Raw genomic sequence first — 13079 nt, forward strand, 5'->3', positions numbered from 1 at the left:
CCGCGAATAGGAGGCGAAACCATGAATCGTAAACTTTGTTTGTGGCTGTTGCCGTTTGCTGTTTTGATGCTCAATGCATGTACGGCAAGCGGCGATCCCGTCGAGGGCGAACAGATTTTCCCGATAGATGAAAAAAAGCCCGCAAGTACGGATTCCAAATCGTCTGCAAGTGCGGATTCTTCGCGTATCGATCCTACCGTTTTTGGCATGTTCGACTGGGTGAAAATCCCCAAGTCTTCGATTACGCGTGGCGTAAATTCCTTTGGCGTAAATGCATTTACGATTGCAACGACCGAAGTGACTCAAGAAGTCTATGAATTTGTTATGAACGGGCTGCCGGCGCAGTCTGAAGAGGGCGAAAAACGTGCCGTGTCCAATGTAAGCTGGTTCCGTGCGGCCCTTTTCTGTAATGCGTTTTCTAAGCAGGCCGGGCTTGATACAGCCTATGTTTACAAGTCGATTACCAAGGATTCTGCCTTGGTCGATTTGACGATCGATTATTCTGCTTCATCTATCAGGCTCCCGACTGAAAATGAATGGGAAATTGCAGCCCGCGGCGGCACGACATCGACTTACTATTGGGGTGAAGACAAGGCGTCTAAATACGCTTATTATGGACAAACTTCCGGACCTGACGAAGTGTCGAAAAAAACTCCCAATAGCTATGGCCTTTATGATGTTGCCGGGAATGTCGCTGAATGGGTCAATGACTGGTACGACGCTTATCCTAAAAAACAAAGCGATAACTATACGGGTCCCAAAACGGGCGAATATCGCATTGTTCGCGGTGGCGGCTGGTCAGACAAGGTAACCGAACTTGCTCCGAAGGTACGCGAAAAGCTGGACCCGGCTGATTCCAAGGCTACTCTTGGCTTTAGACTGGTCTATTCTACCGGTTTTTAAGGCTTCGTTCCTTTCGTCTTGTTTGAAATTTTTTAGATTATTGCGCATGAAGTATGCCTATGCGCTAGCCGCAATGCTTTGTGGTCTTTTTGTGGGCTGTTCCGAAGAAAAGAAGGAACCGCTTCCTGATTTGCCGCCCGTAGAGATCCCTGCGGATGTTTTTGGCTTTTATTCTGGCCGTATGCCGTGTGATGATTGTAACCAGCGCGGTGTCGATATGGATTTGTTCAAGGATGGCACGGCCCAGATCGTTCAAAAGACATTGAAAGATTCTGTGCAGGTCGATACGCTTCGCGGAACGTTCGTCTTTGCCGATAGCATTGTAAAGGTGAGCCTTTCGGATAATTCTATCCAGTGGGCGTTCAAGCGCGATAGGGTCGGAAACCTTGCCTTTATGAAAATGGGCGATGTTTATCGTGATGCCGATGGCATGAAAGCGGTGCTTGTTCGATTCTATAAAAAGATTAAGTGAGAGCGAGGAAATATGTTTACTGCGTTAATTGCCGATGATGAACCGCTGGCCCGTGTGCGTATGCGATCCTTGCTCGAAGCGTATTCGGGTGAAATTGAAATTCTGGGCGAAGCCTCTTCGGGTGCGCAGACGATTGATAAAATCCACGAGCTTGATCCCGAGGTCGTTTTCCTCGACATCCAGATGCCCGACATGGATGCGTTCGAAGTTCTGAAAACGCTCAACGAAGACGATATTCCGCTTATTGTTTTCACGACGGCTTACGATAACTTTGCTTTGCGCGCTTACGAAGAAAATGTCGTCGATTACCTCTTGAAGCCGATTGACCCTGAACGTTTGCAGGGAACGATGGCGAAACTCCGCAAGCGCATGCCTCTTGAAAGTGGGCAGGGCGTTCCTGCCGATTTCTCCTGGGACAAGTTCAAGGAACTGATGAGTGCAACCGGTCTTTACATGCAGCGTTTGCAGGTGAAACAGTCAGACCGCATTCTGCTCATAAACATGGACGAAGTCATCCGCTTCCAGAGCGAAGAAAAGTACACGACCGCTTATACGACCACATCGCAGTACGTGATTGACCAGACGCTTGTGGAACTTGAAAAGCGACTCGATCCGCGTCAATTTGTCCGAGTCCACCGTGCACACCTGGTGGCGATAGACTACATCTCCGAAATCCGTAAGACGGATAGCGGGCACCTTTGTATCGTGCTTCGCGATAAGAACCGTACGCAGATTGCCGTGAGCCGTAATTTTGTTAAGACCGTTAAGAGTCTGTAATTTGGAGTTTTGATGGAACAGACACCTCAGAAAAAATCAGCAAAGAAATTCTTGAAATCTTTTACGCGTGAAATTGTTGTCCCGGTTCTCCTTGCGCTGATCGTTATCCAGTACGTCATTCAGGCGTTCCAGATTCCGAGTGGCTCCATGGAAGATTCCCTCAAGACGGGCGACTTCTTGCTGGGTCTTAAGTTTACTTACGGTTCCCCGATTCCGTTCTCGAACCAGAAGTTCCCGGGATACGCCGAACCGAAGCATGGCGATGTCGTCATCTTCCGCTATCCGGGCGAACCGGAATATCCTGATAACAATCCCAAGCGCTACACGCACTTGTTCAATGCGCTTATGCTTGGCAACTATTATTGGGACCATTCTCCTGAAAAGGATCAGCCGCATATTGTGCATTATGCCGATGGCCCCAAAGATTACATCAAGCGCTGCGTCGCGGTGAGCGGCGATACGGTCGCTATTCATGGCGGTAAGCTTTTCTTGAACGGCAAGCGTCAGGATTCTCTCCCGGCATTCGGAAAGTGGACGGCCAGTGTCCGCACCCAGTCGCCGCGCGATGAAGTCGAAGAGTTCGTGGTGCCTTCTGTTGGCGATACGCTCTATGTCGATTCGCTCCCGATGGTGAAGCTCTGGTGGTTGCGTTCGCTCGTGGCTCAGGAAAATCCGGATTCTTCTGTGTACTTGTCTCTGTCGCTTTTGCGCGATGGTCGCGAAAACAACAATTACGTTTTCAACGACTTTAGATTCCCGGTCGAAAACGATCGCGGCCTTTTGCTCAACGCCATGCTTTCGAGAAACCAGACTGTGATTCAGCAGCGCCTGACTCTTGGCGATACGTTGTCTGGTGCAATGCCGTTCAGCTACTTTAGGGAACTTGCAAAGATCGGTTTCTTGCCGATGCTTGACCCGCATGATCCTCAGCTGAATAGCGGCTTTACGCGCCCGGTCAGCTATGTGTCTTTTGAAGGCTCGATTCTCCAGGACCTTGAAGGGAACGTGAATCGCCTGAATGTGGCATCTCCTGCTCAGGATTCTACCGATTCTGCTGAAGTTGTCGAAAAGAATCATTTCGAAATCCAGCGCAATCTTTATATCGGTTCCGAAAAGATTGACCGCTATGTCGTGAAGTACCCGCAGTTCTTCATGATGGGCGATAACCGCGATAATTCCGCCGATAGCCGCTACTGGGGCGTGGTTTCGCTCCGCAACATCCGCGCCAAGGCTTTTGTCATCTACTTCTCCTTTGAAAATGATGATGGAAAGTTTGCGCTTGGCAATCCGCTGACTTGGTGGCGCATCCCGTTCCGTATCCGTTTCACACGCATAGGCAAGATTATTGACTTGATCAAATAAAGAAGCAAATGAAGATTTCGAGTGTGGCATATTTCTTGGCGTCGTGCCTGATGATTGCCGCTTGCGCAACGCAAGTGGCTCCGACAGGCGGGCCCGAAGACAAGCTCCCGCCGCGTGTGGCCGGGGTTTTGCCTGCGCCAAAGACGGCGAACCACCCGAATGAACTTTATGTGAAACTGGAATTTGACGAGTGGATCAACGCTTCTGTTCCGCGTGGCGCTATCACGATTTCGCCTCCGATTGAAAAGAAGTTGCGTTACGAAGTCCATGGCAAGACTCTTGAGGTCTATTCGCGTGCAGAACTCGATACGGGTACGACTTATACCGTGACATTTGCAGGTGGCATCAAGGACTTGCGCGGAAACGCTTTGGCGAAACCGTTCCAGGTCGTGTTCTCGACTGGTGCTACGATTGATTCGCTTACGCTTAGCGGACGTGTGATGGTCCCGGATTCTCTTGTCCGCAAAAAGGCTTATCCGAGTGTTGGACTTTACTTGATGGGCCCTGAACGTGAATCCAAACGCTATCTCGAAAAGTACCGCGATACGGTTACGAAGGTTCTGGATTCCTTGCCGATGCTTACGAAAGAAGAGCCGCTTTATCTCACGGCTGCAGATAGCATAGGCAGTTTCACATTTACAGGCCTCAAGGCGGGGCTTTACCGCGTGATTGCTTTTGTGGACGGAAACGGCAACCACAAAATTGAGCCGTCATCGGAAATGGCGGGCGTCTGGATTTCGGACTTGACACTCACGGAATCGACCAATGACACGCTCTGGATTGCTCTTGCCGACCAGGATACATCGCTTTTGGAAATGGGAACGCTTTCGCAGCCGAATGCCAATATTCTTGAAGCAAGCTTTACGCGCCATGTGTATTTTGACTCCGCTTTTGCAGATACCTCCAATTGCTATTTGTCTTCTTCTAATGGCGATACGCTTTATCCGCGACTTGTGTATCTTGGAACGTCGAGTGTTCCACGTTTCTACTTTGACCCGAAGCCGAAAGATGAGGTTTTGTACAAGTTCCTTTGCCGTAACGGTCGAGATTCTTTGAACCGCGCTTTGGATACGGCTCGTAACTATGCCGAAATCGAATGGAAGGAAATGGAAGGCGATACGCTCCCTCCGTCCATCCAGACGGTCAAGGTTATGGGCAAGGCGAAAAATGCTTTCCCGGATGATTCGCTTGTCGTGATTTACAATAAACCGGTACTTGATTCCTTGGAGGATTTGTTCTTTATCGTCGAAAACAAGGATACGGCTCAGGTTACCGTGAAGCAGATTGATCCGATTCGCTATGTTGTCGAACGCAGCGAACCTTGGCCGACTGATTCCAAGTTTAACCTGTTGCGTGGCTATCAAGATACCACTTTGGCAAAAGCCGACAGCAATGGCGTCCGCGATACGGTCATTGAGATAAAGTATCAAAATAAACTCACATTCGAGACTGTTTCCAAGTTGAAACTCGCTTCGATGGTAGGCAAAATTCCTGGCGCAAAAGATGGCGCTATAGTCCGCCTCAAGTCTGTAGAAACTGGAAAGTATGAATTTGCAAAGTGCTCCGCTCATGGGGTGTTTGCCTTTAACGATCTCGTTGAGGGCGGTTATATTATTGACTATTATTATGCAGAAAAGGGTTCGGATTTGCCAAATGGCGGGTCCTTGCAGCCTTTCAAATACGGTTCTGCATGGCGTGCTCCGCTTGATACGTTAAAGATTCAGAGTGGTGCAAACGATTTAGAACAACTGATGCCGAACCTTCCGGCATTGCCATAAAGGATGGATTAAGATGGTAAAGATTCCTGCATTTGTAGCGCTTGACTTGGAAACGACAGGTCTCGATTTCGAAAAAGACGAAATAATCGAGGTCGCGCTTGTTCGCTTTGAAAATGGCGAGCCGAAGGAAAATCTTGATTTTCTGGTAAAGCCATATTCTGCAGAACTTCGCCCCTTTATCGAAACGCTTACTGGAATCAGCAAGGCCGATTTGGAAGGCGCCTCGGATTTTGCGACGATTGCAGGCCAGATTTGCTCTTTCGTCGGTGACCTCCCGATTGTGGCGCACAATGCCGTTTTCGATTCCAAGTTCCTGAAGCAGACGTTTACGAAGGTTGGGATTTCTTACGATTCCCACGTGTTCTGGGATTCGCTCACGCTTTCTCGCATTGCATATCAGGATGTGCCGAACCATCGCCTCGATACGCTCGTGCAGGAATTGAACATTGAACGTAGCCGCGCTCACCGTGCCTTGCCCGATGCCGACGCATGCGGACGCTTGTTCGTGAAGGCTCTCGAAAAGATTTCTACGATGGACCCGTGGATTTACGACGCCCTTTCTATGGTGGCCAAGGGTTCCGACTACGAAACGCTTTTCACTTCGAAAGTCGAAAAGCTTTCTCCTCCGAAGTACAAGTTGCCTGCCGCTCCTGCTTTGGAAGCTTTGCCCAAGTCCAAGGCTCCGCGCGTAAGCGAGTTCTTCAAGGAAGGCGGATTCATCTCGTTTGTCGTCGATGATTACAAGCCGCGCCACAACCAGCAGGATTTTGCCTCGGTCATGGAACGCAACATGTACAAGGGCGGCCTCTGCGTGCTCGAAGCTCCGACCGGTTCCGGAAAGACTCTGTCTTACCTCATTACTGCAGCGAACAAGGCTATCACGGGCGAACGCGTGCTCATCAGTACGGCAACGCGCACCTTGCAGGAACAGCTCTGGACCGAAGCCATCCCGCAGATTGCAAAGATTTACAATGGCGAACTCCGCCCGGCGATTTTGAAGGGCCGTGACAACTACCTTTGCCTCCGCAAGTTCGAAGAACTGCTGATGCACCCGCAGACGCTCCTCTCCGCCGAAGAACGCGATTCCTTTATGGCGCTCATTCCGTGGGTCCTCACGACCGAAACGGGCGACATCAACGAATGCAATTCCTTTAGCCAGAGCCGCAATCGTGTGCTTTGGTCCAAGCTCTCGTGCAGCGCCTCTTGCTGCAGCGGCGAAAATCACTCGCATCACGAAAACTGCCCGGCGCTCATTGCAAAGCGCAAGGCCATGAATGCAAACATGGTGCTTGTGAATCATTCGCTCTTCCTTTCGGATTTGCAGCTTGACTTTGCTTTGCTCCCATCTTACGAACACATCGTGTTTGACGAAGCACACCGCTTGCCCGAAATCAGCAATCAGGTGTTTGGCCGCTCCATCTCGTTCTTCGGATTCAGAAACATTGCGAAGACGCTTGAGCCTTCTAAGGCGGGTGGCGATGGCCTCATTGCAGAAATTGCAAGCCGTATCCCGGCAGAACAGCCGGAACTTCACGAACTCTGCGACAAGCTTTCCGAAGCTCTGGGCGAGGCCGAAAAGGCTCTGCACCGCTTCTTCATGAAAATCGGCAAGAAGCTTGCCAAGCAGAAGAATGGCCGCAGCGGCTTTACGTACACGAATAGCATCCTCGCCGAATACGAAGCGGACCCGGCAACGTTCCTCGAACAGTACAATAATGCACGTGGCTTTGCCGAAAAGCTCGTTGCTGCCACAGCGAACATGGACGGTCTCAATGGGATCGTGAGCGATCTCGATAGCCGCATGACTGAAATCAGCCACTTCATTTCGGACTTTGAATTTGTTACAAAGGCGGGCCGCAATGACTGGGTCTTCTACATGGAAGAACCGTTCAACCCGCATACCATCAAGCTGCATGCGCTCCCGCTCCATTCCGGTAATGTCTGGAGAGAAAAATTCTATCCGTGGATCAAGTCTGCAACGTTTACATCGGCAACGCTTTCTGTGCAGGCCGACCTCACGTACTTCTTGCAGAAGATGGGCATGGACAATTTGCGCTTGGGCAAACAGCCGTTTGTGCGCGTCTATACGGAACAGTCCGACGTGAACGAACGCCGCTCCGTGATGGTCGCAAAGTTCCTCCCGAAGCCTTCGGCTCCGGAATTTGGTGATGCCTTGAACGAAACGCTTTTGAAGGTGCTCCCGAATGTCGAAGAAAACACGATGGTGCTCTTCACGAGTGTCGCAACGATGATGAAGGCTCAGGCTGTGCTTGCCCCGGCATTTGCCGAACGCAACAAGCTCTTGCTCTGCCAGCATGTCGATGGCTCGCTCGATGGCCTTGTCGCGATGTTCCGCAAGGAACGCGGCGCTTGCTTGCTCGGCTGCCAGAGTCTCTGGGAAGGCGTGGACTTCCCGGGTGATGCGCTCAAATTGCTCGTCATTACGAAGCTCCCGTTCCCGAACCCGAGCGATCCGCTTGTTGCCGGCCTCACGAACGAGATGAAGGCTGCCAACAAGAACTTCTTTAAGGATTACTTTATCCCGGAAGCCTACATCGAACTCCGTCAGGGCATGGGTCGCCTCTTGCGTTCCGATTCCGATTCCGGCAAGGTCCTTATCTTGGATAACCGTGTTATCCTCGAACGCTACGGCAAGACCTTCTCCCGCATTTGGAACTTCAAGCAGCGCATCGCAGGCTCCGTCTCCGACATCGAACGCTTCGTGAAGTAAATCTTGCGTTGTCACCCCGGACTTAGTCATGCCCGCCACCGGCGGGCATTTCTCACACCTGTTCACGTGAGTAGCCCCTTAACTAACCGCGTGATTTTTATTATATTTGGCACCCTGCTTTAAGGTGCATAATGTTTGATTTAAGTGCTTTTTTTGATGGAATGTCCAAGCCCTTGCTTCGTAACGCCCACGCGAAGGCGTTCGGCAAAAAGGGCCTTTTAAACAATGCTCTCATCCAGTCCGAAACGCTCTCTTACTATTCCGACAAGGAACGCGTTGCGGGACTCGTTTCTAAGATGGAATTGTGGCAGCGTCGCTGCCTGAACTTGATTTATAATAGCGGCTCCAGAGGTCTTGCGTTTAATGAACTTCGACTGACGGTTCCTGTGAGCAAGAACCGCGAACTTCAGACGTTCCTCCTTACGATGTGCCGTGAATACGTGCTTTACCGCTCCTTTGTGGGTGGCACTCCGATTTACATGGGCTTTAGCGATTTTATCGGTTGCTTTGACATCAAGCCCGAAGGCGAAATCGACACAACGTCTCCGCTGATTTCTTACCAGAACCTTTTGGACTGGCATGTTTGCGTCGTGCTCGCGAACGCAAAGAAGAAACAGCTCCGCATCAACACGAACGGAACGCTCCACCGCCGTGGCCGCCAGATCTGTGCCGAAGTGTTTACCGCTTCCCGCCACGCTTCTGAAAAGGCCTGCGAACAGGAAATCTCGCTCATCTTCAGTTTCCTCGTGCAGAACGGCTGGCTCGAACGCGAAAACACCTTCTTGCTCCCGTCCGCATCCGCTATTGACTTTATCCACAAGAACGGTTTCCGTCTCCATCAAGATGTGATTTCCTGGTGGATCAAGGAACGCTTCCACGGCGACCGCGACCTTTGTGCTCGCTTGCTTACTAGCATTGGCGAAGGTCTCTCCGCTGCTGATGCTGCACAGCTCTTCTGGGTGATGGATCCGTCCTACCGCTTGCAAGAAAAGAACAAGGTCTTGCCGTGGGAATTCCTGCCGCGTCCGCTTTGCGAACTCTGGATTTTGGGCCTTGTTGATTTCCGCATGGCTCAAGGCAAGGTGACCGCAGTTGTCGTGAGCAAGTCCGGCAAGGACTGGCTCGAAACTTCTATCGCTTCGATTCCTGAAGCAAATCTCACCGCGCTCCCGAACTTTGACTTGGTCGTCTCGACCGGCATGGCTCCGCGTGTGCTCTATTCCCTCGCATGCTTGGCGAAAGTCAAGAACGACGAAACGTTCCTCTGCTTCACGCTCGAAAAAGAAACGTACGTCGCTGGCCTCAAGAGCGGTTTCCCGGAATCCGAAGTCGAAAATCTCCGCAACTGGCTCAAGCCGCCTGAGAACGTCTCCTCGACACTTGCCGAATGGAACGCCTCGTTCTACGGCGCGAAGGTGCGTACTGCCCGACTCCTCAAGGTCGAAAGCAAGGAAGTCCTTAGCGAACTTTCCCGCTTCCCGCAGTTCATGGAATGCACCGAGGAATACATCCCGGGTTACGGCTTCATTTTGAATCCGGAACTGGAATCACGTGCTTTCGAAATTCTCGAGAACTATGGCTTCTTCCCGTATGCTGGCGAATCAACCGAAAACCGCACGCCTGCCGCTCAAGAAGAATGGAAGGCTGAATTCTCGATTGCATGGCCCGAAGCAAAGAAGATTGACTACGAATTGCGCGACGAAGCTGACGAAGCATCTGCCCAGGCGACGATGGATTCTACCAAGTACGGTAGCGTTTATCAGAAGCTGAGCACGTTCGACCTCGTGAAGGTACTCCGTTACGCAAAGACCGTGGGCACTCCGCTTGCCGCGAAGATCATGGACAAGACCAAGCGAAACGCAAAGCTTGAAGAAAAGATGTTCTACGTGCATGCGCTCCACCTCGCGAAATCCCCGTCGATGGTCGAAATCCAGGAACGCGGCAAGGAAGAAAAGTTCTCGCTTGACCTTTCGTTTATTCAAGAAATCAAGGTCTTGAGCAAGAAGGCCTCCGCCCCCCAAGGGTAAGTGCTAGTATTGCCATCTCCGTTTTCTTAGTTGTCATGCCGGCCTTGTGCCGGCATCGCCTTTTTACTGAATTCTAAGTCCGTCTGACTTGACTGGATTCTTCGCGGTTTACACCGCTCAGAATGACGTTGCTAGTAACTAAAAAATTCTATCATTCCTTCAATGAATTTCGTCCGCATATTCCTTTTCCTGGGTGCGCTTGCCGCGTACTCTTTTGGAGCATCCTCTTCTATGGAAAACCTTCTGTTCAATGGCCGCTGGGCCCATGATAACGGCGTAAGCCGCGCGAGTGCGCCTGCCGCATCCATCACGTTCAACGCCAAGGCCTCAAAAATTACGTTTACGGTCGAAGGCCATTCCCGCTGGCGCCTAGACCGCGACGGCAAGCAGATTGAACAGTTCGAAGTCGATTCCAAGGAAGAACGCTCCATCAAGGTTGAGGACGACGGCTCCTTCCATAAGTATCGCTTTATCAAGATTAGCGAAAGCGGCGTTCCCGAAATCAAGTTCTACGGCATTTCCGTCGATGGCGAATTTGGCGAAGCCCCCAAACCGTCCAGTCGCCGCATCGAGTTCATCGGTGATTCCTTTACTGCGGGCTATGGCTGCGAAGGCTCCTCCGCCGAGGACGCTCCCGAGTTTGACAAGACGAACGCCTCCAAGAGTTACGCCTACCTCCTTGCGAGCGGTTTCAATGCCGACTACCAGGTAAATGCCTACAGCGGACGCGGTCTTGTGCGCAACTACGACAACATGGTCCCCGAATGGACGTACGAACGCCTCTATGATTACACGGTCATGGGCTCCGTGACCTCGTATCCGAAGCCGGAACGCTGGGATTTGGAAAAGTTCCACCCGCAAGTCATCGTGATTTTTGAAGGAATTAACGATTTTCAGGGCAATCCGCCGTATGCAGATAAAGGAAAATTCAAGAAAGCGTACGCTAAATTGCTTGATAAGCTCCGTAAGGCTCACCCCGGCGTAAAATTCCTGCTCGTTTCCACGAAAGTATGGCCCAATGATGACCTTGCCCCGACCATAAAGTCAATTTACGACGCTCAAATTGCTGCCGGTCACAAGGATTTGGAATATAAACACGTCCTCACGTCGAATGTCGGCTTGCATGGTCACCCTGACACCCATTCCCAGGAAGAGCTCGCGAATACCTTGAGACCCATAATAGCTCGGCTTGGACGGTGGCTTTCAAGATAATTTAGGCACGGGAAAAACCCTTTTTTATATATTTAGAAAGCACTGATGCCAAAAATGGATATGTGATTATGTCTTCAAAAGTTATGAGAAAAGTTTATGCCCTTTTCAGGATGAATTTCCTGATTATTGTGCTTCTGGTGATTACTGCCGTTGCCATGTTTGCGTATAGGCATTTCTTAGACGACATCATGGACATCAATCTCGGTGAATATCCGTACGTGGTCGCAAGTGCCGACTCCGTGGATGGCGGTACTTCTGCTATTTCCATGACGCGCACCGACAGCTCGGTCCTCATCGAGTATGAACTCCGTGAAGGCTATGCTTACCCGTATGTGGGCATCAAGGTCTATCTCGGCGATGGCAAGACCATGGGCCGCGACCTTTCCAACTACGACAGCATCTTCGTGTGGCTCAAGCCGCGTAACGAGGGGTCCGTCCGTCTTTACATGCGCGGTTACGATAGCGCCCTCTACCGCAAGAACGACGAAACTTCCCTCAAGTTCAACGAAATCGAATTTACTCCGACCAAGGAACCGTACCCGGCCGTGTTTGTCCCGCAGGAATTCCGCGTGGCAGGCTGGTGGGTTTCCCAGAACGAAATCAACGTCCACAAGGCTCGCGTAGACCTTTCGAACATCCCGCTTATTGAAATCCAGACTGGTACGAACGCTCCGCTCGGTTATGGCGGTTGGGAAATCAAGGGACTTCGCTTCAAGGGCAAGAAGATTTCGCAGGTGGACCTCGTGACGACGCTTGTCGCTCTCTGGTTTGTCACCTTCCTTATCATCTTAATCATCAGATTCTTTGACTACAGTCGTGAACGCGCTCTGAACAAGAAGAAGCAAGAAGAACTCAAGAAGAACCTCATAGCTCTCGAAATCGAAAAGAGTGAATACGAAAAGTCCAGCAAGGAAGACCCGCTCACGGGCTGTCTCAACCGCGCTGGCTTCAGCGGTGTGCTCCTCCGCGAACAGGAAAAGCTCAACCGCACGGGTTCTCCGGTCTCGTTCATGATTTTCGACATTGACCATTTCAAGAACGTGAACGACACTTACGGACATCTTGTCGGTGACGAAGTTCTCGTGAATCTCGCAAAGCTCGTGCAGAGCATGATCCGCAATACGGACTCGCTCGTGCGCTGGGGCGGCGAAGAATTTGTAATCTTGAGTGAAGACACGAGCATCCAGAATGCCGCGTTCCTCGCCGAGAAGTTGCGCAAGGCAATTGAAGCTTCGACGCTTATCACGCAGCAGCAGGTGACTTGCTCCTTCGGCGTGACCGAGATGGTGCCTGGCGAAGATCCGAAGTCTCTCATTGCCCGTGCGGACAAGGCTCTCTACTCTTCTAAGGAAAATGGCCGCAACCGCGTAACGGTCGCAACGTTCAGACGTAACCACTAAGGGTTCCCGATGGCTCGCGTTTGGCTTATTCTCGCAGTTTCGGTCTTGTGGCTCGTTTCGTGCTCCAAGCATCCGGAAGTGGACGACTTTAAGCAAATCCAGCTCCATTGGAATGCCATTGACGAAGCTGCGGAAGCGGTGGAGTTCAAAGACAAATGTGTGATTGAAATCACATCGAAGGTGATGGGCGATCCGGTGGTGCTTAAGTCCAAGCTTGTCGAAATCTCTTACGAAGTCTTTTACCAGCTAGATGAAAAGGGCGCTCTCGTGTTTGAAGGCCGCTGTGGCGACACTCGTTTTAGCGATTTGTTGGAGTGCTCCTGGCAGTCGACTTGCTCTGGCGGTTCGGCGTCTGTTGTAAAATTCCACAACGAACGATAACGGCGTACCCTAACCTATTGAACCATATATAGATAT

10 protein-coding genes are annotated in these 13079 nt (G+C 51.1%); all 10 read left to right on the top strand.

What is annotated here, in order from left to right; genetic code table 11:
- Positions 1 to 21 precede the first annotated feature (21 nt).
- The 10 genes from CRN95_RS10570 (at position 22) to CRN95_RS10615 (ending at position 13043) form a co-directional block, all read left to right on the top strand.
- On the top strand, positions 22 to 903 hold the full coding sequence (locus CRN95_RS10570) for a formylglycine-generating enzyme family protein (RefSeq protein WP_097020848.1): 882 nt from the start codon (positions 22 to 24) through the stop codon (positions 901 to 903).
- A gap of 46 nt (positions 904 to 949) precedes the next feature.
- Positions 950 to 1375 (top strand): copper resistance protein NlpE N-terminal domain-containing protein, encoded by a 426-nt coding sequence (locus CRN95_RS10575; protein ID WP_088631405.1) that lies wholly within the window; start codon positions 950 to 952, stop codon positions 1373 to 1375.
- Between the two features lie 12 nt (positions 1376 to 1387).
- Positions 1388 to 2152, top strand: a complete 765-nt coding sequence (locus tag CRN95_RS10580; protein WP_097020849.1) for a LytTR family DNA-binding domain-containing protein — start codon at positions 1388 to 1390, stop codon at positions 2150 to 2152.
- Between the two features lie 12 nt (positions 2153 to 2164).
- Positions 2165 to 3514 carry a signal peptidase I gene (gene lepB / locus CRN95_RS10585; protein ID WP_088631403.1) on the top strand — a complete coding sequence of 450 codons (1350 nt, stop codon included), beginning with the start codon at positions 2165 to 2167 and terminating at the stop codon, positions 3512 to 3514.
- Between the two features lie 8 nt (positions 3515 to 3522).
- A complete protein-coding gene (locus CRN95_RS10590; protein WP_097020850.1) occupies positions 3523 to 5292 on the top strand; it encodes an Ig-like domain-containing domain in 1770 nt (589 codons plus the stop codon).
- Positions 5293 to 5305: 13 nt separating this feature from the next.
- Positions 5306 to 8023 (top strand): helicase C-terminal domain-containing protein, encoded by a 2718-nt coding sequence (locus tag CRN95_RS10595; RefSeq protein WP_097020851.1) that lies wholly within the window; start codon positions 5306 to 5308, stop codon positions 8021 to 8023.
- Positions 8024 to 8154: 131 nt separating this feature from the next.
- A complete protein-coding gene (locus CRN95_RS10600) occupies positions 8155 to 10050 on the top strand; it encodes a hypothetical protein (protein ID WP_097020852.1) in 1896 nt (631 codons plus the stop codon).
- Between the two features lie 162 nt (positions 10051 to 10212).
- Positions 10213 to 11262, top strand: a complete 1050-nt coding sequence (locus CRN95_RS10605) for an SGNH/GDSL hydrolase family protein (RefSeq protein WP_097020853.1) — start codon at positions 10213 to 10215, stop codon at positions 11260 to 11262.
- Positions 11263 to 11372: 110 nt separating this feature from the next.
- Complete coding sequence (locus CRN95_RS10610) at positions 11373 to 12662, top strand: GGDEF domain-containing protein (protein ID WP_235002992.1); 1290 nt, start codon at positions 11373 to 11375, stop codon at positions 12660 to 12662.
- Positions 12663 to 12671: 9 nt separating this feature from the next.
- On the top strand, positions 12672 to 13043 hold the full coding sequence (locus tag CRN95_RS10615) for a hypothetical protein (protein WP_088631397.1): 372 nt from the start codon (positions 12672 to 12674) through the stop codon (positions 13041 to 13043).
- Positions 13044 to 13079 lie beyond the last annotated feature (36 nt).

The organism is Fibrobacter sp. UWB16 (assembly GCF_900215325.1).
In the GTDB taxonomy this organism is placed as follows: Bacteria; Fibrobacterota; Fibrobacteria; order Fibrobacterales; family Fibrobacteraceae; genus Fibrobacter.

Coding starts and splice junctions, on each gene's coding strand:
- lepB (WP_088631403.1), top strand. CDS start 2,165: ATGGAACAGACACCTCAGAAAAAATCAGCAAAGAAATTCTTGAAATCT.
- CRN95_RS10595 (WP_097020851.1), top strand. CDS start 5,306: ATGGTAAAGATTCCTGCATTTGTAGCGCTTGACTTGGAAACGACAGGT.
- CRN95_RS10580 (WP_097020849.1), top strand. CDS start 1,388: ATGTTTACTGCGTTAATTGCCGATGATGAACCGCTGGCCCGTGTGCGT.
- CRN95_RS10570 (WP_097020848.1), top strand. CDS start 22: ATGAATCGTAAACTTTGTTTGTGGCTGTTGCCGTTTGCTGTTTTGATG.
- CRN95_RS10610 (WP_235002992.1), top strand. CDS start 11,373: ATGAATTTCCTGATTATTGTGCTTCTGGTGATTACTGCCGTTGCCATG.
- CRN95_RS10575 (WP_088631405.1), top strand. CDS start 950: ATGAAGTATGCCTATGCGCTAGCCGCAATGCTTTGTGGTCTTTTTGTG.
- CRN95_RS10590 (WP_097020850.1), top strand. CDS start 3,523: ATGAAGATTTCGAGTGTGGCATATTTCTTGGCGTCGTGCCTGATGATT.
- CRN95_RS10615 (WP_088631397.1), top strand. CDS start 12,672: ATGGCTCGCGTTTGGCTTATTCTCGCAGTTTCGGTCTTGTGGCTCGTT.
- CRN95_RS10605 (WP_097020853.1), top strand. CDS start 10,213: ATGAATTTCGTCCGCATATTCCTTTTCCTGGGTGCGCTTGCCGCGTAC.
- CRN95_RS10600 (WP_097020852.1), top strand. CDS start 8,155: ATGTTTGATTTAAGTGCTTTTTTTGATGGAATGTCCAAGCCCTTGCTT.